Below are 21,018 nucleotides of genomic sequence, written 5' to 3'. Positions count from 1 at the left end.
GCGATCAGGGCCGCATGAAGCCGTAGTCCTGATCGTCGTCGAGGTTTTCCGCGAGAAAGCGCAACTCGTCGGCCAGGTCTTCGGCGTTGCGCACCGTCTTGCTCTGTTGCACCACCGCGCTGAGCAAGGCGCGCAAACTCAGGCCCGGATCGAAACCGACCTCCAGCGCCATCTCCAGATTCTGCCGCGTTTCCTGCCTCGCCCACTCGTAAACACTCATGCCGCTGCTCCTGAAGGAATTTGGCCGAGCATGAAATGCCGTGCGGGTGGCGGGTTTGATGTGGATCAAGACTTGGGATCGTCGTCCTTCCAGGGCGCCGAAAGGTAGCGGGTGCGGTTGAAGGTTTCCAGCCACTCGGGACTGAACACCACCAGCGCGCTGATCACCATGCCGTTGATAAAGGCTTCGGGGAAAATCAGCAGCCACAGGTAGCCGATGAAGTCTTCCAGCCATTCCGGCATGGCAAACAGACCGTCGTACCATAGCAGGCTCAGGCTCAACGTCAGGCACAACAAGGCCGACAACGCCGCGGCAAAGAATCCGGAACAGAAGATATACACGAACGGATTTCGCGGCTGGGCACGCTCGACGATGATCGCCACGCACTCAGTGATCAACACCGGCAACAGGATCAGCAACGTACCGTTGACCCCGACCGCCAGCAGATCCTGACGCCCGAGCAACACCAACCCGATCTGCGCCACCAGCCCGCCGACAATCGCCAGCGGCCAGTCCAGCAAAAGTGTCACCGCGGTCATGCCGATGAAGTGATAAGAAACCCCGGTGTCGAAATCCCTGCGCACCATCCACAGCAAAAACACGGCGAACACGGTGCCGAACAGCAGGTGCTGACGGCGACTGTCACTGAACAACTCGACCCACGGCGCACGACAGATCGCCCAGATAAGCACCGGCAGATAGATCAGCCAGCCGACCGTCAGGCTTTGCGATGACAGCAACTCGGCGCCGATCATGGGCGGGCCTTCTCCAGTGCCTCGTGCAGTTGGGCCGCGTCGGTGTACTCATGTTGCTCGAGCAGTCGGCCGTCCTTGAGTTGCAGCCACAGCACCGAGCCTTCGGCGCCGGGATAACGCGACGCCACCCTGCCTTCACGATCAAGCATGACCCGATAGCTGTAGTCACGCATCGCCGGAACCGCGAACATCTTCGCGATCAGCGCCGGCATGCGCTGGATGTCAGCGACGAACACTGCGTGACGCGCCTCCAGATAGCCTTTTGGCTGGTCTTTCAACGCCTGCTTGATCAGCTTGGCGCCGTCCATGTCGCGCGCCACCAGCAGCGTCGTAGTGGCGCTGTCGAGGGTAAAGGGCTGATCGTATTGATCCAGCAGCGTCCAGGGCGCCATCCGCTCACCGATTTCAAGCGCCTGGGCCCACAGCGGAATCACAGCCAACACCAGCAGCCAGCGAAATTTCACGTTCATCCCCTCGATTTGGCATTAATGGACGGTTTTCATCAGTCTACACCGCCCATTGCAACCGCCCACTGACACACATTGCCGCGTGGTGCTTTCAGCTTGTCGCAATTGAACGCTAAGCTTGGGCTTATGGATGACTCAGATTATTTACGCCTGCTGACCATCGCGGCCGAGCAAGCCAACGCGTTCCTGTCCAATGCCCGCAAATGGGAGCGTGAGCGTTGGGTCTGCCAGCGCCTGCTGCAAGGCTTGAACATTCCTTACCGCGCCGATGAGTTTGCCCCTGCTGGCGAGCCGCCGGATGTGCTGTTTCGCGATGCCAATTTCGAAGTGTTTTTCGTGCTCGACGAAGGCCGCCGACTCAACGACGAATGGCGCGACGAACTGCAACGCCGGCGCAGTGCATTTTCCCTCAGCCAACTGGTGCGCCGTGAAGCCAAGCCACGGCGGATCCCGGCCAATGAATTCTTGCTGCGGCTGGCGCCGACCTTGCGCAAAAAAGCGCACAACTACAAGGAACGCGGCATGGATCTGGGCGAACTGGACATCATCGCCTTCGCCAGTCTCAAGCGCGAAGTGCTGGACCTCAACAGCCACTTTCCACCGCCCACCGAGTATCTGCGGCAGGGCTGGCGCTCGCTGTCGCTGGTCGGGCCGACCTTCGCCCGGGTGCTGTTCGCGCATCCTGATGCACCGGATTTCCTGCGCAGCAACCTCGGTCGCAGCATCGTCTTCGATGTCGGGATCAGCCTGTGACGCCGCTGCAGCAGTTGATTGCCGACGTCCCACAGACCGGGCGCGTGCGCTGGATCGGCGTGCGCCCCGAGTCTCGCGGGCCGATGATCGAACTCGACGCGGTGGAAGCACGACTGGAGGCCGGACTGACTGGCGATCACGCCCGGCCGGGAGTACGCAACGCGCGGCAGGTGACGTTGATTCAGTTCGAACACCTGGCCGTGATCAGCGCGTTGATGGGCCGGTCACAGGATCATCCGGTCAAGCCTGAAGACCTGCGGCGCAATCTGGTCATCAGCGGTATCAATCTGTTTAGTCTCAAGGGTCGGCGCTTTCGCATTGGTCAGGCAATATTCGAGACCACTGGCTGGTGTCAGCCCTGCGCGCGCCTGCAAAACAACCTCGGCCCCGGCACCTTTCAAGCGGTGCGCGGGCATGGCGGAATTACCGCCCGGGTGTTACAAAGCGGGATCATCCGCCTCGACGACGGTGTTTCTGTCGAACCGGTTCCGGCCAGTGGCTATGCTGCGTTCAACCCGGGATAAAAACCGCTGTAGCGTCTCCACCTTCAGCAACGTCTACCTGACGAGGCCTTTATGACCAGCCGCCTGAACCCCGAAGACCAGAAGCATGTCGAAGAGTACCTGCAGTTGTCCCAACACCGTGTCGAGCGCCGGCCTTTCCGGCCGTGGATGCTCCTGGTGCTGGTGCTGGCAGTGACCATTGGTCTGGGCTTGCTGAGCCGACTTATCAGTTACCTGACGCTATGAGCTGCCTGGCGCTCGCTCGGGTAACCGCACCGATTTCCTTTAAAAACCTTGCGAGTTATCCCTATGTCCCATCGTATTGTCATTGTCGGCGGCGGCGCCGGCGGTCTGGAGCTGGCTACCCGTCTGGGTAAGACTCTGGGCAAGCGCGGCACGGCCAGCGTGATGCTGGTCGACGCGAACCTGACGCACATCTGGAAACCCCTGCTGCACGAAGTGGCCGCCGGATCGCTGAACTCTTCCGAAGACGAACTCAACTATGTTGCCCAGGCGAAATGGAACCACTTCGAGTTCCAGCTGGGGCGCATGAGCGGGCTTGATCGGGCGCAGAAGAAAATCCAGCTGGCCGCCACCTACGACGAGAACGGCGTGGAACTGGTACCGGCGCGTGAAGTGCCTTACGACACGCTGGTGATCAGCGTCGGCAGCACCACCAACGATTTCGGCACCCAGGGCGCGGCGCAGCACTGCCTGTTCCTCGACACCCGCAAACAGGCCGAGCGTTTCCACCAGCAACTGCTCAACCACTATCTGCGCGCGCATGCCGGACAGACCGATGTGGTCGAGCAGATCAGCGTGGCCATCGTCGGTGCCGGCGCCACGGGTGTCGAGCTGGCGGCAGAACTGCACAACGCGGCGCATGAACTGGCGGCTTATGGTCTGGACCGGATCAAACCGGAGAACATGCACATCACCCTGATCGAGGCCGGCCCGCGGGTGCTGCCAGCCCTGCCGGAGCGCATCAGCGGCCCAGTGCACAAGACCCTGGAGAAACTCGGGGTCAATGTGATGACCAATGCGGCGGTCAGCGAAGTGACCGCCGACAGCCTGATCACCGCCGATGGCAATGTGATCAAGGCCAGCCTGAAAGTCTGGGCCGCCGGGATTCGCGCACCGGGCTTCCTCAAGGACATCGACGGCCTGGAAACCAACCGCATCAATCAGCTGCAAGTGCTGCCGACGTTGCAGACCACTCGCGACGAAAACATTTTCGCCTTCGGTGACTGCGCCGCGTGCCCGCAACCGGGTTCGGATCGCAACGTGCCGCCGCGTGCACAAGCCGCACACCAACAGGCATCGTTGCTGGCCAAGTCGCTGAAGCTGCGTATCGAGGGCAAAACCCTGCCGGAGTACAAGTACACCGACTACGGCTCGCTGATCTCGCTGTCGCGTTTTTCCGCTGTGGGTAACTTGATGGGCAACCTGACCGGCAGCGTGATGCTCGAAGGCTGGCTGGCGCGGATGTTCTACGTGTCGCTGTATCGCATGCACCAGATGGCGCTGTACGGACCGTTCCGCACGGCGATGCTGATGCTGGGCAGCAAGATCGGTCGCGGTACCGAGCCACGCCTGAAGCTGCACTAAAACCAAAACTTGTGGGAGCTGGCTTGCCAGCGGTAGCTGGTCGCTCAGTCGGCGATGATGTTGACTGATCCGCCGCTATCGCGGGCAAGCCACGCTCCCATATTGTTTTGTGCAGCTCACAAAATCAGCAGGCTCACTCCTGCAATCGATCACCGCTCATCAGAGCTGGAAGCGGCGCACCATGCCTTGCAGTGCGTTGGCCAGTTGCGACAGTTCTTGGCTCGACGCACGGGTCTGATCGGCACCCGTCGCCGAACGGACCGACAGGTCGCGAATGTTCACCAGATTACGATCCACTTCCCGCGCGACTTGCGCCTGCTCTTCGGCGGCACTGGCGATCACCAGATTACGCTCATGGATCTCATGCACCGAAGCGGTGATGGTTTCCAGCGCTTCCCCGGCGCGCTCGGCCAATGCCAGTGTGGTCGTGGCCCGTGCAGCGCTGGCCTGCATTGAGTCCAGCGCCAGGCTTGAACCACTGCGCATGCCCTGCACCATCTGCTCGATCTCCTGCGTCGATTGCTGGGTGCGATAGGCCAGCGCCCGCACTTCGTCGGCGACCACCGCAAAACCTCGTCCGCTTTCCCCTGCACGGGCCGCCTCGATGGCGGCGTTGAGCGCAAGCAGGTTGGTCTGCTCGGCAATGGCACGGATCACATCCAGCACTTTGCCGATGTCCTGTGACTGGTTGGCCAGCGATTGCACCAACTCGCCGGTATGCTGCACGTCGCTGGCCAGCGCATGGATGGCCGATGCGGTATCAATGACCCGCGCCTGCCCCAGTTGCGCCGACTCACTGGATTGGCGGGTGGCATCGGATGTCGACACGGCATTGCGAGCGACTTCTTCAACGGCCGTGGTCATTTCATTGACCGCCGTCGCCGCCTGTTCGATTTCGTTGTTCTGCTGCTGCAAGCCGTGTGTGCTGTCGAGCGTCACCGCGTTGAGTTCATCAGCAGCGCTCGCCAGTTGCGTGGCCGAACCGCTGATGCCTTGCAGCGTTTCCCGCAGGTTTTGCTGCATGGTTGCGAGCGCCTTGAGCAATCGGCTGACTTCATCGTTACCGGGGGTTTCGATCAGCCGGGTCAGGTCGCCCCGGGCCACGCTTTCGGCAGCGCTGACGGCGCTGCTCAGCGGACGGACGATGCTGCGGGTGAGCAACATCGCCAGCGCCACCGTGGCCAGCGCCGCCAGCGCTATGAACAGGCTGACGATGGTGCGCGAGGTCTGGTAGTGGTCAGCGGATTTCTGGCTTTCCGCGGCGACCTGCCTGGCGAACAAATCCGCCAAGTCATTGAGCTGCTTGCCGGAGCCATCGACCACGGTCTTCATATCAATCAGCAACAGTTTGGTCAGTTCTTCACGCCGGCCTTGATCGGCCAGGGTGAAGGATTGCGCAATGCCGGTGCGATAGGCAGCGAAGGTTTTTTTGAACTGGTCATAGAGCTGCTGGCCTTCCGGCGTGGTGACCAGTTTGTCGTAGGCGGCGATCTTCTCGCTCAGTTCCCTGTCGCGGGTGTCCATCTGGCTGCGGTAAGTCGCGATGTTCTGCGGATCCTGATCAAGGGCCATGCGCAGGGAAATCGTACGGATCCGCAACATCAGCTCGCGAATTTCGTCACCGCCGCGAATGCTCGGCAGCCACTGGCTCTCGACCGCGACCTCACTGTCACGGATGCTCGACATCTGCCCCAAGGCAAATACGCCGAGCAACGCCACCAGGACCGCGATCAGGGCAAAACCCAGCGCGGCACGTGGAGCAATATTCAACTGACGAAGCAACATGACGAACGCCCTTATTCTTGTATTGGCCAGATTGAAGGGGCGAACAGTGGCAGCCCCTCTCGTTAGCGGGCTATCGGCAAGTTGTACGATGACTTGAAAGGAATTGTCTGACGCGAGGACAAAAAAATCCCCGTATCTTTCGATACGAGGATTTTTAATATGGTCGGGGTAAGGGGATTCGAACTCCTGACATCCTGCTCCCAAAGCAGGCGCGCTACCGGACTGCGCTATACCCCGGTAAAAAAAAGGCGACCTTTCAAAGATCGCCTTCTTCGATCAGCGCTTTTGGCCTCTGATCTTAAGATTCGATCCCAGTGTTACCTGGTTTCAAAAATGGTGGGTCGTGTGGGATTCGAACCTACGACCAATTGGTTAAAAGCCAACTGCTCTACCAACTGAGCTAACGACCCAAAAATGGTCGGGGTAAGGGGATTCGAACTCCTGACATCCTGCTCCCAAAGCAGGCGCGCTACCGGACTGCGCTATACCCCGGCTTGAAATTGGCTCCGTGACCAGGACTCGAACCTGGGACCCAATGATTAACAGTCATTTGCTCTACCGACTGAGCTATCACGGAACTACATATTTCAATTTACAACGGTGAAACTTACAGCTCTTAGACGTCGTTCGCATCGCTGCGTTCGTGTGTCTGAGGCGCGCTATTCTACAACCTAGAACACCTCTGTCAACCCCCTAAATCGCTTTCAAGTTAATGATTTGCAACTTATTTCAGATTTCAGCTCAGTGAGCTGAGATGCTGCGGGTGACTGACTGCGGGGCGCACTTTACAAGCCTTTTCCTTAGAGTTCAACAGCCTAACGAAAAAAAGGCCTCGCAAAGCGAGGCCTTCCTTATTTCATTGGCTTTACCGCTCAGTCGAAAACGATTTCGTCGTTCACGACCTTGCCGGTTGCCGTGTCGCCCGGCAGGAAATGCCCCGACAGGATCAACTGCGCCAACGGGTTTTCGATCCAGCGCTGGATCGCACGTTTGAGCGGACGTGCGCCATACACCGGGTCGTAACCCACGGCAATCAGCTTGTCCATCGCTTCCGGGCTCAGTTCCAGCTTCAGCTCGCGCTCGACCAGACGACTGCGCAGACGGCCCAGCTGGATCTCGGTAATGCCCGCAATCTGATCCCGCGCCAATGGCTCGAAGATCACCACTTCGTCGACCCGGTTGATGAACTCGGGACGGAAGTGACTGGTCAGCGCGTCCATCACCGCTGCACGCTGCGCCTCACGATCACCGACCAGTTCCTGGATCTGCGACGAGCCGAGGTTCGAGGTCATGACAATCACGGTATTACGGAAATCCACCGTACGTCCGTGGCTGTCGGTCAGGCGTCCATCCTCCAGCACTTGCAGCAGGATGTTGAACACGTCCGGGTGCGCCTTCTCGACCTCATCCAGCAAGATCACCGAGTAAGGCTTGCGACGTACCGCTTCGGTCAGGTAACCGCCCTCCTCGTAACCCACGTAGCCTGGTGGTGCCCCGATCAGCCGCGCCACGGAATGTTTCTCCATGAATTCGGACATGTCGATCCGCACCATTGCCTCTTCCGTGTCGAAGAGGAATTCGGCCAGCGCCTTGCACAGCTCGGTTTTACCGACCCCGGTGGGGCCGAGGAACATGAACGAACCGCTCGGACGATTCGGATCCGCCAGCCCGGCGCGCGAACGCCGTACCGCGTTGGAGACCGCAACCACCGCCTCGTCCTGACCAATTACACGCTGATGCAACAGGCTTTCCATCTTCATCAGCTTGTCGCGCTCGCCTTCGAGCATTTTCGACACCGGAATACCGGTCCACTTCGAAACGACTTCGGCGATTTCCTCTTCGGTCACCTTGCTGCGCAGCAACTGGTTCTCGCTCTTGCCGTGCTGGTCGACCATTTGCAGGCTGCGTTCCAGATCCGGGATCACCCCGTACTGCAATTCGGCCATGCGGTTGAGGTCGCCTTTACGGCGCGCGGCTTCCAGTTCCTGACGCGACTGTTCGATCTTCTGCTGAATCTGCGCCGACCCCTGAACCTCGGCTTTTTCCGAGTTCCAGATTTCTTCCAGATCCGAGTACTCACGTTCGAGGCGGACAATTTCTTCCTGGAGTTTTTCCAGGCGCTTCATCGCCGCTTCATCGCTTTCTTTCTTCAGTGCCTGGGATTCAACCTTGAGCTGAATCAAGCGACGCTCCAGACGATCCAGCACTTCCGGCTTGGAGTCGATCTCCATGCGGATGCGGCTGGCAGCCTCGTCGATCAGGTCGATGGCCTTGTCCGGCAACTGCCGATCAGTGATGTAGCGATGGCTGAGCTTGGCGGCCGCGATGATCGCACCGTCAGTGATCGCCACCTTATGGTGAACCTCATAACGCTCCTTGAGGCCACGCAGGATGGCGATGGTGTCTTCTTCGCTCGGCTCGTCCACCAGCACTTTCTGGAAGCGCCGTTCGAGGGCGGCATCCTTCTCTATATATTGGCGGTACTCGTTGAGCGTGGTTGCGCCGACGCAATGCAACTCGCCGCGAGCCAATGCCGGTTTGAGCATGTTGCCGGCATCCATCGAGCCTTCGCCCTTACCGGCGCCGACCATGGTGTGCAGCTCGTCGATGAACAGAATGATCTGCCCTTCCTGCTTCGACAGTTCGTTGAGCAGCGCTTTGAGGCGTTCTTCGAACTCACCGCGATACTTGGCACCGGCAATCAGCGCGCCCATGTCCAGCGACAGCAGACGTTTGCCCTTGAGCCCGTCCGGCACTTCGCCGTTGATGATCCGCTGGGCCAGACCTTCGGCAATCGCGGTCTTACCCACACCAGGCTCACCGATCAGCACCGGGTTGTTCTTGGTGCGACGTTGCAGCACCTGAATGGTACGGCGGATTTCGTCGTCACGGCCGATCACCGGATCAAGCTTGCCGTCTTCGGCGCGCTTGGTCAGGTCGACGGTGTATTTGTCCAGTGCCTGACGCGACTCTTCGTGGTTGGCGTCATTCACCGCCTCACCACCGCGCAGGTTGTTGATTGCGTTCTCCAGGGCTTTCTTGCTCACGCCCTGGCCGAGCAGCAGTTTGCCCAGTTTGCTGTTCTCGTCCATCGCGGCGAGCAGCACCAGCTCGCTGGAAATGAACTGGTCGCCCTTCTGCTGGGCCAGACGATCAGCCTGATTGAGCAGACGCGCCAGATCCTGCGACATGTTGACGTCGCCGGTCGGGTTCTGGATTTTCGGTAATTGATCGAGCTCTTTGGTCAGCTCTTTGCGCAGGCTGTTGACGTCGAAGCCCACTTGCATGAGCAGGGGTTTGATCGAACCACCCTGCTGTTCAAGCATGGCTTGCATCAAGTGCGCCGGCTCGATGGCCGGATGATCGTGGCCAACGGCCAGGGATTGGGCGTCGGACAACGCCAACTGTAATTTGCTGGTTAAACGGTCTATACGCATGGGGTCACCTTCCTTTTGAGCAGGTCGGACCTAAAAACCATCCTGAATAAAGAAACCTGCCAGATACCACTGTAGATGCGGTCGATTCTGGGAGATTCAAGCGTCGGGAGATTGATGTAGATCAGACAAGCTTAGCGGGTGAGCCAGACAAGGGAGGCAAAGCGCCCCGTGCGCGACGCACGGCGGTAAGAAAAGAAGCGCGGATCGGTCACCGTGCAGAAACCGCCACCATAAACCGCCGTGACACCTTTGGCCGCCAGACGCAGGCGCGCCAGCAGATAGATGTCAGCCATGAACTTGCCAGCATTGTGGCTGGGCACGAAGGCGGCTGCTGCTTCCGGCAGTTGCTTGACGAAGACTTCGCGTACTTCCGGGCCGACCTCAAAGGCTTTCGGGCCGATGGCCGGGCCGAGCCAGACCAGCACGTCCGCCGCAGCGGTGTCGAGATGATCGAGGGTGGCTTCCAGTACGCCGGCCGCCAACCCGCGCCAACCGGCATGGGCCGCCGCGACGCGAGTGCCGGCCCGGTTGCAGAACAATGCCGGCAGGCAATCGGCAGTCATCGCCGTGCAGGCAATCCCGGGAGTTGCCGTCCAACTGGCATCGGCGGTGGCCACCACGCCCGGATCAGCATGAGCCACGACAATGCCGTGCACTTGCTGCAACCAGGCAGGCTTTATAGAGAAATGTTCGGTCAGACGCCGACGATTCTCGGCGACTGCGTCTGGGCGATCATCGACATGATCGCCCAGATTGAGGCTGTCGAACGGCGCCTCGCTGACACCTCCCTCGCGGGTGGTGACACAGGCCCTGACGCTGGCCGGCGCAGGCCAGTCCGGCGTCAGCCAGTTCATCCGACGAAGGCCTCGCGATCCTGCTTGAGCAAGGTCAGCAGCCAGACGAAATCTTCCGGCAACGGCGATTCCCAGCTCATGCGTTCACCGGTGGTCGGATGATCCAGCTCAAGGAAACGCGCGTGCAGCGCCTGACGCGGGAAGTGCTTGAGCGACTCGACCATGGTCGGGTTCGCCGCCGGCGGAATGCGGAAACGACCGCCGTACGCCGGGTCGCCGACCAACGGGAAGTTGATGTGCGCCATGTGCACACGGATCTGGTGGGTCCGGCCGGTTTCCAGCTTGACCCGCACGTGGGTGTGGGACCGGAAACGCTCCAGCACGCGGTAGTGACTGACGGCCGGCTTGCCGCCCTCCATCACGGCCATGCGCTGGCGCTGCTGACCATGGCGACCGATCGGGGCGTTGATCTTGCCCCCGGCGGTCACCACACCGATCACGATGCACTCGTAGATCCGGCTGACGCTGCGGCTCTGCAGCTGGGCAACGAGCTTGGTCTGCGCCTGAATGGTCTTGGCCACCACCATCAGACCGGTGGTGTCCTTGTCCAGGCGATGCACGATACCGGCACGCGGGACATTGATGATGTCCGGCACGTGGTGCAGCAAGGCATTGAGCAAGGTGCCATCGGCGTGGCCGGCAGCCGGGTGCACCACCAGGCCCGCAGGCTTGTTGATCACCAGGATGTCGTCGTCTTCATAGACGATGTCGAGCTCGATGTCCTGGGCGATCCACTCGCCCTGGGCTTCCTGCTCGGCAGTCAGCTCAAGGACGGCACCGCCATGCACGATGTCGCGCGGGCGGATGACCGCCCCGTCCACAGTCAGGCGACCTTCTTTGATCCAGGCGGAAAGGCGCGAGCGTGAGTGCTCAGCGAAGAGTTGGGCGGCGACTTGATCGAGGCGTTGGCCGCCCAAATCGGACGGCACCTCTGCGCGAAGTTCAATTTTATCGGACATGCTCTGACTGGGCGTCGGCACAGCCTTTGGTTTCGGCTGCGCGCTTGTGGTTAAATACGGCGTCTTTTGCCCCGAGGCTTTTCAACGGGGCGCTCATCATAACAGGACGGCCCCGCCCAAGACAGCGGCCGTCATAGGGACGCAAGCCGCCATGCAAGTGAAACACCTGCTGCTGATCGCCATCCTCGCATTGACCGCTGCTTGCTCATCGAAGGAAGTCGTCGACGAAAACCTGAGCGAAGCCGAGCTGTACCAGCAGGCTCAGACCGACCTGGACAACAACAGCTACACCAGCGCCACGGCCAAGCTGAAGGCTCTGGAGTCGCGTTATCCGTTCGGTCGCTACGCGGATCAGGCACAGCTTGAACTGATTTATGCCAACTATAAAAACGCCGAGCCGGAAGCTGCCAAGTCCGCCGCCGAACGTTTTATCCGTTTGCACCCACAGCACCCGAACGTGGACTATGCCTATTACCTCAAGGGCCTGACCTCGTTCGACCAGGACGTCGGCCTGCTGGCGCGCTTCCTGCCGCTGGACATGACCAAGCGTGACCCTGGCGCTGCCCGCGACTCGTACAACGAGTTCGCCCAACTGACCAGCCGCTACCCGAACAGCCGCTACGCGCCGGACGCCAAGCAGCGCATGATCTACCTGCGCAACCTGCTGGCCGCCTACGAAATCCACGTAGCCGACTACTACCTGACCCGTCAGGCCTACGTCGCTGCCGCCAACCGTGGCCGTTATGTAGTGGAAAACTTCCAGGAAACTCCATCGGTCGGCGACGGCCTGGCGGTGATGACCGAGGCTTACCAGCGTCTGCACCTGGACGAACTGGCCGCTACCAGTCTGGAAACCCTGAAACTCAACTACCCGAATCACCCGAGTCTGCAGGACGGTCAGTTCGTGCCATCGGTTGCCGAAGCCGACAACCGCTCGTTCCTGAGCAAGGCGACTTTGGGCCTGATCGAGTCGCGTCCACCGTTGCCGCCGGGAGAAACCCGCGCCAACCAGGACGTGCAGAAGCAGTTCCAGGACGCGAAAGACGCGATCCCGAACGAGCTCAAGCCTAAAGACGAAAACGGCGACGTGATCGAGGAAGAGCGTCATGAAGCCGAAGGCAACAACGAAGATCGTTCGTGGTTCAGCTACATGACCTTCGGCGTGTTCGACTGATCACATCGGTTACATGAAAAGGGAGATCTGCGGATCTCCCTTTTTTGTGGCGGCGCGTTAATAGTCTGTGCGCCTGCCGGCGCCTTGGCTAAACTGCCGAATCATTAGCCGAAAAGCCGCCCATCATGCTTCGTTTACTGTTCTGGATTGTCCTGATTTTCGCCGCGGTATGGCTGTGGCGCAAATTCAAGGCGCCCGCCTCGTCTGCTCAATCGCCCCGCGAGCAAGACGCCGCACCGATGGTGCGCTGCGCCCACTGCGGCGTGCATCTGCCCCGCGACCGCGCGCTGAACCTTCAGCAACAATGGTATTGCAGCCAGGCTCATCTTGAGCAAGGCCCGGGTGCCAGTGATCGCTGAGGCCGCCAACGCCGACCGTAAACAGGCGCAGCGCCTGCTGCGCCTTTATCATCTTTACCGTTTGAGTGTCGGCATCACGCTGGTGCTGCTGATCTCCAGCAATATGGACAATCGCCTGCTGACGTCGGCCGACGACGATCTGCTGCGCAGTGGCAGCTGGTTGTATCTGGTGCTGAACATCCTGCTGGTGGTGTTTCTGGAAAATACCCGGCGGCCCTCGCAGCTGTTCAGTCTGGCGCTGGTGGATGTGCTGCTGTTGTGCGGTTTGTTCTACGCGGCGGGCGGGGTGGCCAGCGCGATCGGCAACCTGCTGATTGTCTCGGTGGCGATCAGCAACACCTTGTTGCGCCGGCGCATTGGCCTGCTGATCGCCGCCATCGGCGCACTTGGCATTGTCGGCTCAAGCTTCCTGCTGAGCTTGAGCCATCCCCTGAGCGCCAATGACTATCTGCAAGCCGGAACCTTGGGCGCCTTGTGTTTTGCCGCATCGCTGCTGGTCCAGGGCCTGATCCGGCGCCTGGAAGTCAGCGAAAATCTCGCCGAACAGCGCGCCAGCGAAGTCACCAGCCTTGAAGCCCTCAACGCTCTGATTCTGCAACGCATGCGTACCGGCATTCTGGTGCTCGACGAGCAGCGCCGGGTCCAGCTGGCCAACCACAGTGCGAAGACGCTGTTGGCCCAGTCGCATCTTGAAGGCCATTTGATCAGCGACTATTCGCCGGCATTGGTCGAGCGCCTGCAACTGTGGCTGAGCAACCCGACCCTGCGCCCGCAGAGTCTGAAGATTCCCGGCAATGGCCTGGAACTGCAACCGAACTTCATCGCCCTCGATCAGAGCCCCAACCAGCAAACCCTGGTGTTCCTCGAAGATCTGGCGCAAGTCGCGCAGCAGGCCCAGCAACTCAAGCTCGCCGCGCTCGGGCGCCTGACCGCCGGCATCTCCCATGAAATCCGCAATCCACTGGGCGCCATCAGTCACGCCGCGCAGCTGCTGGGCGAGTCCGAGGAACTCGATGGTGCGGATCGGCGTCTGACGCAGATCATTCAAGACCACTCCCAGCGCATGAACCGAGTCATCGAAAACGTCCTGCAACTGTCGCGCCGCCAGCAGAGCGCCCCTCAGCGCCTGGATCTCAAGCCATGGCTGGAGCACTTCGTTGCCGAGAGCCGCGAACAGGCGAGCGAGCGGCAGTCGATTCATTTGCGGATCAATTCCGGGGACTTCATCACGTTGATGGATCCGGATCAGCTTACGCAGATTCTCGACAATCTGTTACGTAACGGCTGGCGCCACAGCGCCCTGCTGCACGAGCAGGCCGAGGTCTGGCTGGCGCTGTTCATCGACCCCGAGAGCCAGCTGGCGGTGCTTGAAGTCCAGGACAATGGCCCCGGTGTACCACTGGATCAACAACCGCATCTGTTCGAACCCTTCTTCACCACCAGCAGCCAGGGCACCGGCCTTGGGCTTTATCTGTCCCGTGAGCTGTGCGAAAGCAACCAGGCGCGCCTAGACTTCAAACCACGCCAAGGCGGCGGCTGCTTTCGCATCACCTTTGCTCACGGACGGAAACAAAGTTGAACACGAGCCCACGGCAAAAAATCCTCATCGTCGACGACGAGCCGGATATCCGCGAACTCCTGGAAATCACCCTGGGACGGATGAAACTCGACACCTTCAGTGCTCGCAACCTCGGCGAAGCCCAGGCGCTGTTGCAACGCAATGCGTTCGACCTGTGCCTGACCGACATGCGCCTGCCCGACGGCACGGGGCTGGACCTGGTGCAGCACATCCAGCAACGTCATCCACAACTGCCGGTGGCGATGATCACCGCGTATGGCAGCCTGGAAACAGCGATCAATGCGTTGAAGGCCGGCGCCTTCGACTTCCTCACCAAGCCGGTTGATCTGACGCGCTTGCGCGAACTGGTCAGCACCGCGTTGCGCATGCCGGCGGTGGGCGGCGCCGGCACGTCGATAGATCGGCGCCTGCTCGGCGACTCGCTGCCCATGCGCGATCTGCGCAAACAGATCGACAAGCTGGCGCGCAGTCAGGCGCCGGTCTACATCAGCGGAGAGTCGGGCAGCGGCAAAGAACTGGTCGCACGGCTGATCCACGAACAGGGACCGCGCGCCAGCAAGCCATTTGTGCCGGTCAATTGCGGGGCGATTCCGTCCGAGCTGATGGAAAGCGAGTTTTTCGGCCATCGCAAGGGCAGCTTCACCGGCGCGGTCGAGGACAAACCCGGGCTGTTCCAGGCCGCGCATGGCGGCACCCTGTTTCTCGACGAGGTGGCGGACCTGCCGCTGGCGATGCAGGTCAAACTGCTGCGGGCGATTCAAGAGAAAGCCGTGCGCAGTGTCGGCGGCCAGCAGGAAGCGGTGGTCGATGTGCGCATTCTCTGTGCTACCCACAAGGATCTTGAGGCCGAGGTCGCCGCCGGGCGCTTTCGCCAGGACCTGTATTACCGCTTGAACGTGATCGAACTGCGCGTGCCGTCCCTGCGCGAACGGCGCGATGACATTCAGGTATTGGCTGCACACATGCTCCAGCGTCTGGCGGCAGGCAGCGGTCGAGCGGCGGCCCGCCTGCACCCACAGGCGCTTGAGGCGCTGAAGAGTTACCGCTTCCCGGGGAATGTGCGAGAGCTGGAAAACGTCCTCGAACGGGCGCACACGCTGTGTGAAAACCAGTTGATCGAGGCGGCAGACTTACGCCTCAGCGAAGGTAATTGCGCGGTCGAGGGCGGCATCGCCGATCTTACCCGGATCGACAACCTTGAGGATTATCTGGAGAACGTCGAGCGCAAGCTGATCCTGCAGGCGCTGGAGGAAACCCGCTGGAATCGCACGGCAGCGGCGCAGCGCTTGAGTCTGTCATTTCGCTCGATGCGCTATCGGCTGAAGAAACTCGGTCTGGATTGATTCGTTAAAAGATCGCAGCCTGCGGCAGCTCCTACAGGAAATGCATTCCAATGCAGGAGCTGCCGCAGGCTGCGATCTTTTGCTTTTGCCTTAAATGCGACCTTCAGGCGCATACGGCGCCGGATCGATAATCGGCGTACGCCCGAGCATCACATCGGCAAACAACTGACACGACGCCGGCGCCAGCACCAGGCCGTTGCGGTAATGCCCGCAGTTCAGCCACAAACCGTCAAACCCCGGCACCCGGCCGATATACGGAATACCCTCCGGCGAACCCGGGCGCAAACCGGCCCAATGCCCCACCACTTCGGCCTCCGCCAGCGCCGGCAGCAACTCGACTGCCGAAGCCTTGAGGCTCTCCAGCGCGACCTCGGTCGGGGTCTTGTCGAAGCCTTCGTGCTCCAGCGTGCTGCCGATCAGAATGTGCCCGTCGCGACGCGGAATCGCATAACGTCCCTTGGCCAGCACCATGCTCGGCAGGAAATCCGCTGCACACTTGTAGAGAATCATCTGGCCCTTGACCGGCTCGACCGGGAGCGTCAGATCCAATGTCTTGAGCAGATCACCGCTCCATGCCCCGGCCGTCAGCACGATCTGCTCGCCGCGGATCAAGCCCTTGGACGTCTCGACGCCACTCACTCGCTCGCCTTCGCGAACAAACCCGCTGACTTCGCATTGCTCGTGAATCGTCACGTTCGGCAGCGCCAGCAACGCCGCTTTCAGCGACTTCACCAGCCGTGGGTTTCTGACGTTGGCCACATCGGCCATGTAGATCGCCCGGTCGAACCCGCCACCCAGCACCGGCACCGCGTCGTGCACCGCCGAGATATCCACAGCCCGCAGCGGACGGTTTTCCCGCTCAGCCCAGGCCAGTGCTTCGGTTTCATCTTCAAGATCCAGCCAGTACAGGCCGGTGGTGTGCACTTCGGGATCAACTCTGGTATCGGCAAACAGCCGCTCGCCCAGCTGTGGATAAAAATCCTGCGACCAATGCGCCAGCGCAGTGACGGCCGGGCTGTAGCGCCACGGGTACAGCGGGGAAACGATGCCGCCACCGGCCCAGGACGATTCCTGGCCGACGTTCGAGCGATCCAGCAGCACCACGCTGCGCACTTCGGAGGCGAGGTTGTAGGCGGTCAGCAGGCCAATCACCCCGCCACCGACAATCACCACTTGCTGTTGCCTGGTCATGTTTGATCCAACCGTAATAAAGACAGCGGGCGCAAAGAGGCGCCCGTAAGAAGTTACCTCAGCGGCCCCAACAATCCTTGGTGGTCAGCCCGGTGGTAGCGTTGTTCATGCTTCTGACGCCGGTGTTGGTCAGGGTAAAATCCCCGCACTTGTCGGTCGCCATGGTCGTACCGGCCTTGCGGGTGGCGGTCAGCAGGAAGGTCTGGTCAGCGATCGTCGGGGTGATGGTGTAGAAATCATTGCCTGTGCTCAGACCGGTGATGCCGGTGTAGACGTTGTTTTTGGTGTAGAAGCGCTCGAGGATCTGCGCCTGTTCCGAAAGCAGCGACTCCACTTCGGCGCGCCGGCCCTTTTTCAGGTACTCGGTGTAGCTCGGTGCAGCGATGGTAATGATGATCCCGATGATCGCAATCACGATCATGATTTCGATCAGGGTGAAGCCCCGGTTGAATCTGCGCATGCCTCAAACTCTCACTTACTGTATTTGTCGCCACATGATACGACGGCTGCCGCCGCCGGATTTTTCCACCAGTGTGGTGACAGTGCCACTGGAATCGTTGACGATCTTGCGCGTCGCGCCATTGACGATGGCGTTCAGGGTCGGAATCCCGCCGGTGAACACCACGCCGCTGGAAATCGTGTCGTTGCTGTCGACCACGCCATCGGCGTTGGTGTCGAGCACCGCGTAGTTGAGCATCTTACCGCTGAACGCATCGAGTTCGACCAGTTTGCCGGTACCGAAACTGGCACACGGGTCCGTGGTGTCGACACTGGCGGTGGTAAACACGATGCGTCCGAGCACCAGACTGGCCTGATTGATCACCCGCTCGCCAGTCAGCACATTGTTGTACACCAAAGGCAGATACCAGCCCTTCTCCCCCGGATAGGTCGTGTCGTTCTGGCTGGTAGTGATGAACTGCCCAGTGCTGCCGGAGAACACGCCGGTCACCGCCTGCGCCTGCAGACTGCTGACCGTCAACTGTCCGGAACCGCCGTCGGCATCCCACACCGAGTAGAACGCCTGCAAATCCTTGTTGGTCTTGTCGGCGGTCTCGTTGAATTTGCCGGTGCCGACGAAGATCTGTTTGCCCCCCAGCGAATTGTCCGCCAGCAGCGGCTGCGCGGTGATCGGCTGAGTCGCACCGCCCGCCGTGGTGAACAGTGGTTTGCCGGAAAACGCCACGCCCCAGCTGTCGGTCGACGTCGCGCTCAGATCGAATTTCCACAGACGCCCTTTCAAATCACCGCCATAGGCGGCCTGCACCACGTTCGAAGAATTGACCTTGAGCTTGACCGACGACAGACCATTGGTGGTCTCGGTGCTGTCGATAATGATCTTCTTGATCAACGAACCGTCACGCACATCCAGCACATACAAAGCCGCCACTCCGGAGTTGCTGCCATAACCATTGGCAATGAACGCCGCCCAGCGACCGTCGGCCAAGCGTGCCACTTCCGGCCGCGCGTAGGCATAACCCAGATCATTAAATGCGTTGGCTGTGTTCGCTGTGGCGGGTGCGCTGACTTCCCACAAGGCATTGAGCACATTGCCCGCAGACGCGTCGAACAGTTGCAGCGCGTAGAAAGTCTTGCCGCCGGCACCGGTGCCGCCGATGGCCAGGGTTTTCCAGGCGCTGTTGATTTGCGCGTCATACACACCGACCTGACCGTCCACCAGAAACTTGTGGCTGACACCATTGATGTACGCCGGATCAGCAATCAGCCGTAGCGACGGCAACACGCTGGACGGCATGTAGGCATAACGTCGAGTGCCGTTGGCCGAGTTGATCACGTTGACGAACCCGTCGTTGGCATTCACCACCAGACTCGAATTCATGTTCGCTGCTTTGGTGGTCAGGTACGTGGTGTAAGTGGTGTCGCCCGACAGGTCGGAGGCGGTTTTATCACTGGGCGAAGCCAGCACCAGTGGCGAGTTGATGATGTCGCCGAGCAATACGCTGCGCACCTTGAGCCCGGTCTTGTTGGTGCCCTTGCTCCACTCCACCAGATCGCTGCCGCTGATGCCGGTGGGCAGACTCTGGCTGAGCGCCGTCTGTTGGGCCGCGGAAAAGTTGCCGTAGGCCAGCGTCACGGCGGCGTTGCTGCTGGTGTTCCACGATTGATAGGTCGGTGCGGTCGCGCCCGGGACGATAGTGGTATCGGTGGTCCACAGGGCCGCCGAGGTGTTCACCGCGCCCGCCGAAGTGAAGCCGAATGACTTGATCGTGCCACGCCAGTCCTTGGGGTCGTAGCTGGTCTGGAAATAACTGGTGCCACTGGCCAGCGTGGTGCCGCTGGTGACTCCCGCGCCGCCGGAACCGGCCTTGGAGGTGATATCGCTCAACGCCGAAGACAACGCGGTGTTGAGACCGGTGCTGTCGGTCGCCTGGTAATAGCGGCCCTGCCCGTAGCTGGCAGCGTCCGAGAGCATGTCGTTGTCGGCGGTAAAACCGACGGTGTAGGTATTCATGTTCTGCTTGGGAAAATCCACCGCGTTCCAGCTTTTGCCGGCAGCGTCGGTCCCCGTCGAACGCATGTCGATGTCGAACGCAAACTTGGCAATGTCATCCAGATACAGCGTGTCACCCTCGTTATCGCCATTGAGGTTGTTGCCGTCATTGTTGATGCCGTCCCAGTTCGGCAGACGACTGCCACCCAACGGATCGTTGCTCGGAAAGGTGCGGTCGTAGGTCGGCAGACCGTCGGTGATGACCACGCCGTAGTTTTTCTGGCAACGGTACTGGATCGGACTGGTGTAAGTCGTTGGCGTGCTGTTGTAGTACGGCGCCATGCCGCGCATGTAGCGGGTAATTTCGTAGTAGGTTTCCGCCAGCGGCGTGTTGGCCACGGCACCTAAAGCGTTGATCGAGGAAATCAGCGCATTGTAGTTGGCGTCGGCCTGCGCCTGGGTCACGCTGCCGGACACCGGTGACAGGTCGCTGATGGAGCGGGCGATGTAGCCACCATTCCCCGGATTGTTGTTGGTGACCGGGTTGAAGGTCGACAGGCCCATGCGCAAGTTACGGTTGCTGGTGACCAGGGCGGTGGACACGTTGCGCGCGACGTTGATCCGGTAGTCGTTGGGAATCGCCCCGGTGGTGAAGTCGCGGGTGCCGTTGTTGATCGCCAGACTGACCACATAAGAAATGTAATCCCCCGTGTAGCGCGTATTGCCGCCGCCCACCGGATCAGGCAGTTTCAGGCACAGCGGTGCAATGCTGTTGTTGTAAAAGGCGAAGGCACCGCCGGAACAACCGGATGTCGGCAGGTTCGATAAAAACACCGGATCGCCGGTAATCGCGGGCGCATTCAATGCCGAACACAGGCCAAGGAACGCATTGCACTGCCGGGCCGGGGTGCGCGTGACGTTCGGGTCGAATCCTGCCGCGTAAATGATGCTGTTCATACTGCCGGAATCGTCGATCAGCAACATCACGTTGGGCGGCACCGCCGCTGCGCTCAAGAGTGGCGAATCGGACGGCGTGAACGCATACGCCGGCGCCGCCAGATACAAGCCCAGCAGCATGCCCGTCAACAGTGTCCAGCAGCGCTCAATACTTCGCATAGACACTCTCCACCACACTGCGCGACGTACCGGCAATGCCGACTGCCGTAACCCGATACAGGGTCGCCGACGTGTTGCTCGGCACGTTGACCGCCGTCAGAGTGGTACCGATATTCTGTACACCATAAAAGCCGTTACCGGCTGCAATCCACGTTACGCCGGAAGTCGAATTGAGCCCCGCCGCACTGACCACCGAGGACTCTGCTGGCGGCGCACACTGCGTGGTATTGGCACACACCGCCAGCGAATAACTGTCGAGTTGCACCGCACTCTCACCGATGCGCAACGCTGCCTCGGCGGTCTGGAACGACTGATTGCGCAGGCTGACGCTGCCGGCCATTTTTTCCTGCAGGTTGGCGCTCTGCATCGAGGACAGCCCGATCAAGGTCAACAGCAACAGGAACACCAGACTGACCAGCAGCGCCATTCCGCGCTGGTTTTGCCGCTGGTTGAATGCAACGTTCAT

19 protein-coding genes and 4 tRNA genes are annotated in these 21,018 nt (G+C 60.5%); 8 read left to right on the top strand and 15 right to left on the bottom strand.

The features are described from left to right. Positions 1-4: 4 nt before the first annotated feature. The 3 genes from AB1J88_RS25170 to AB1J88_RS25160 form a co-directional block, all read right to left on the bottom strand. Positions 5-220: a hypothetical protein gene (locus AB1J88_RS25170; protein WP_222018318.1), complete on the bottom strand. Its 216-nt coding sequence runs from the start codon at positions 218-220 to the stop codon at positions 5-7. Positions 221-285: 65 nt separating this feature from the next. Beyond that, complete coding sequence (locus tag AB1J88_RS25165) at positions 286-975, bottom strand: energy-coupling factor ABC transporter permease (protein ID WP_222018316.1); 690 nt, start codon at positions 973-975, stop codon at positions 286-288. Continuing rightward, entirely contained in the window at positions 972-1,439 is a 468-nt protein-coding gene (locus AB1J88_RS25160) for an FAD/FMN-containing dehydrogenase (RefSeq protein WP_430292180.1), read from the bottom strand. Before AB1J88_RS25160 ends, AB1J88_RS25165 begins: the two co-directional genes overlap by 4 nt. A gap of 129 nt (positions 1,440-1,568) precedes the next feature. Between AB1J88_RS25160 and AB1J88_RS25155 the strand changes: the two genes are divergently transcribed. The 4 genes from AB1J88_RS25155 to AB1J88_RS25140 all read left to right on the top strand — a co-directional run bounded on the left by AB1J88_RS25155 (position 1,569) and on the right by AB1J88_RS25140 (position 4,306). After that, positions 1,569-2,195 (top strand): DUF1780 domain-containing protein, encoded by a 627-nt coding sequence (locus AB1J88_RS25155; protein ID WP_003228301.1) that lies wholly within the window; start codon positions 1,569-1,571, stop codon positions 2,193-2,195. Next, positions 2,192-2,719, top strand: a complete 528-nt coding sequence (locus tag AB1J88_RS25150) for an MOSC domain-containing protein (RefSeq protein ID WP_041065352.1) — start codon at positions 2,192-2,194, stop codon at positions 2,717-2,719. The genes AB1J88_RS25155 and AB1J88_RS25150 overlap by 4 nt, the downstream gene beginning before the upstream one ends. 51 nt (positions 2,720-2,770) lie before the next feature. Beyond that, positions 2,771-2,944, top strand: a complete 174-nt coding sequence (locus AB1J88_RS25145; RefSeq protein WP_003228304.1) for a DUF3094 family protein — start codon at positions 2,771-2,773, stop codon at positions 2,942-2,944. Between the two features lie 63 nt (positions 2,945-3,007). After that, on the top strand, positions 3,008-4,306 hold the full coding sequence (locus tag AB1J88_RS25140) for an NAD(P)/FAD-dependent oxidoreductase (RefSeq protein ID WP_041065349.1): 1,299 nt from the start codon (positions 3,008-3,010) through the stop codon (positions 4,304-4,306). Between the two features lie 159 nt (positions 4,307-4,465). Here the strand turns inward: AB1J88_RS25140 and AB1J88_RS25135 are convergent, their stop codons facing one another. From AB1J88_RS25135 to rluD, 8 genes are all read right to left on the bottom strand, one after another. Continuing rightward, a complete protein-coding gene (locus AB1J88_RS25135; protein WP_430292179.1) occupies positions 4,466-6,091 on the bottom strand; it encodes a methyl-accepting chemotaxis protein in 1,626 nt (541 codons plus the stop codon). Between the two features lie 160 nt (positions 6,092-6,251). Next, positions 6,252-6,328: transfer RNA gene (locus AB1J88_RS25130), tRNA-Pro, on the bottom strand. 97 nt (positions 6,329-6,425) lie between these two features. Then, positions 6,426-6,501 (bottom strand) — tRNA-Lys (locus tag AB1J88_RS25125). Positions 6,502-6,506: 5 nt separating this feature from the next. Then, a tRNA-Pro gene (locus tag AB1J88_RS25120) sits at positions 6,507-6,583 on the bottom strand. 9 nt (positions 6,584-6,592) lie between these two features. After that, a tRNA-Asn gene (locus AB1J88_RS25115) sits at positions 6,593-6,668 on the bottom strand. Between the two features lie 295 nt (positions 6,669-6,963). Next, complete coding sequence (gene clpB / locus AB1J88_RS25110; protein WP_430292178.1) at positions 6,964-9,528, bottom strand: ATP-dependent chaperone ClpB; 2,565 nt, start codon at positions 9,526-9,528, stop codon at positions 6,964-6,966. 131 nt (positions 9,529-9,659) lie between these two features. After that, a complete protein-coding gene (pgeF, locus tag AB1J88_RS25105) occupies positions 9,660-10,382 on the bottom strand; it encodes a peptidoglycan editing factor PgeF (RefSeq protein ID WP_041065342.1) in 723 nt (240 codons plus the stop codon). Further along, positions 10,379-11,341 (bottom strand): 23S rRNA pseudouridine(1911/1915/1917) synthase RluD, encoded by a 963-nt coding sequence (rluD, locus tag AB1J88_RS25100; protein ID WP_047296633.1) that lies wholly within the window; start codon positions 11,339-11,341, stop codon positions 10,379-10,381. Before rluD ends, pgeF begins: the two co-directional genes overlap by 4 nt. Positions 11,342-11,492: 151 nt before the next feature. Between rluD and AB1J88_RS25095 the strand changes: the two genes are divergently transcribed. The 4 genes from AB1J88_RS25095 to AB1J88_RS25080 all read left to right on the top strand — a co-directional run bounded on the left by AB1J88_RS25095 (position 11,493) and on the right by AB1J88_RS25080 (position 15,796). Then, positions 11,493-12,515 (top strand): outer membrane protein assembly factor BamD, encoded by a 1,023-nt coding sequence (locus AB1J88_RS25095; RefSeq protein WP_041065336.1) that lies wholly within the window; start codon positions 11,493-11,495, stop codon positions 12,513-12,515. Between the two features lie 125 nt (positions 12,516-12,640). Further along, positions 12,641-12,874, top strand: coding sequence for a PP0621 family protein (locus tag AB1J88_RS25090; RefSeq protein ID WP_027612810.1), 234 nt, complete (start codon positions 12,641-12,643; stop codon positions 12,872-12,874). Beyond that, complete coding sequence (locus AB1J88_RS25085) at positions 12,864-14,453, top strand: sensor histidine kinase (RefSeq protein WP_047296636.1); 1,590 nt, start codon at positions 12,864-12,866, stop codon at positions 14,451-14,453. Before AB1J88_RS25090 ends, AB1J88_RS25085 begins: the two co-directional genes overlap by 11 nt. Beyond that, positions 14,450-15,796 carry a sigma-54-dependent transcriptional regulator gene (locus tag AB1J88_RS25080; RefSeq protein ID WP_108183840.1) on the top strand — a complete coding sequence of 449 codons (1,347 nt, stop codon included), beginning with the start codon at positions 14,450-14,452 and terminating at the stop codon, positions 15,794-15,796. The genes AB1J88_RS25085 and AB1J88_RS25080 overlap by 4 nt, the downstream gene beginning before the upstream one ends. Positions 15,797-15,886: 90 nt before the next feature. Here the strand turns inward: AB1J88_RS25080 and thiO are convergent, their stop codons facing one another. The 4 genes from thiO to AB1J88_RS25060 are packed head-to-tail and all read right to left on the bottom strand — an operon-like array spanning position 15,887 to position 21,018. Beyond that, positions 15,887-16,987, bottom strand: coding sequence for a glycine oxidase ThiO (gene thiO, locus AB1J88_RS25075; RefSeq protein WP_430292176.1), 1,101 nt, complete (start codon positions 16,985-16,987; stop codon positions 15,887-15,889). Positions 16,988-17,045: 58 nt separating this feature from the next. Then, the gene (locus tag AB1J88_RS25070; RefSeq protein WP_430292175.1) at positions 17,046-17,447 is read right to left on the bottom strand and encodes a type IV pilin protein; all 402 of its coding nucleotides are present in this window, start codon (positions 17,445-17,447) and stop codon (positions 17,046-17,048) included. Positions 17,448-17,462: 15 nt separating this feature from the next. Further along, entirely contained in the window at positions 17,463-20,552 is a 3,090-nt protein-coding gene (locus AB1J88_RS25065) for a pilus assembly protein (protein WP_430292174.1), read from the bottom strand. Further along, positions 20,539-21,018 carry a pilus assembly PilX family protein gene (locus AB1J88_RS25060; protein WP_174377363.1) on the bottom strand — a complete coding sequence of 160 codons (480 nt, stop codon included), beginning with the start codon at positions 21,016-21,018 and terminating at the stop codon, positions 20,539-20,541. The genes AB1J88_RS25065 and AB1J88_RS25060 overlap by 14 nt, the downstream gene beginning before the upstream one ends.

Source organism: Pseudomonas sp. S8 (assembly GCF_050473925.1).
Classification (GTDB): domain Bacteria; phylum Pseudomonadota; class Gammaproteobacteria; order Pseudomonadales; family Pseudomonadaceae; genus Aquipseudomonas; species Aquipseudomonas parakoreensis.
The sequence above is the reverse complement of the archived record's forward strand: the minus strand, read 5'-3'. Positions and strand labels throughout refer to the sequence as shown.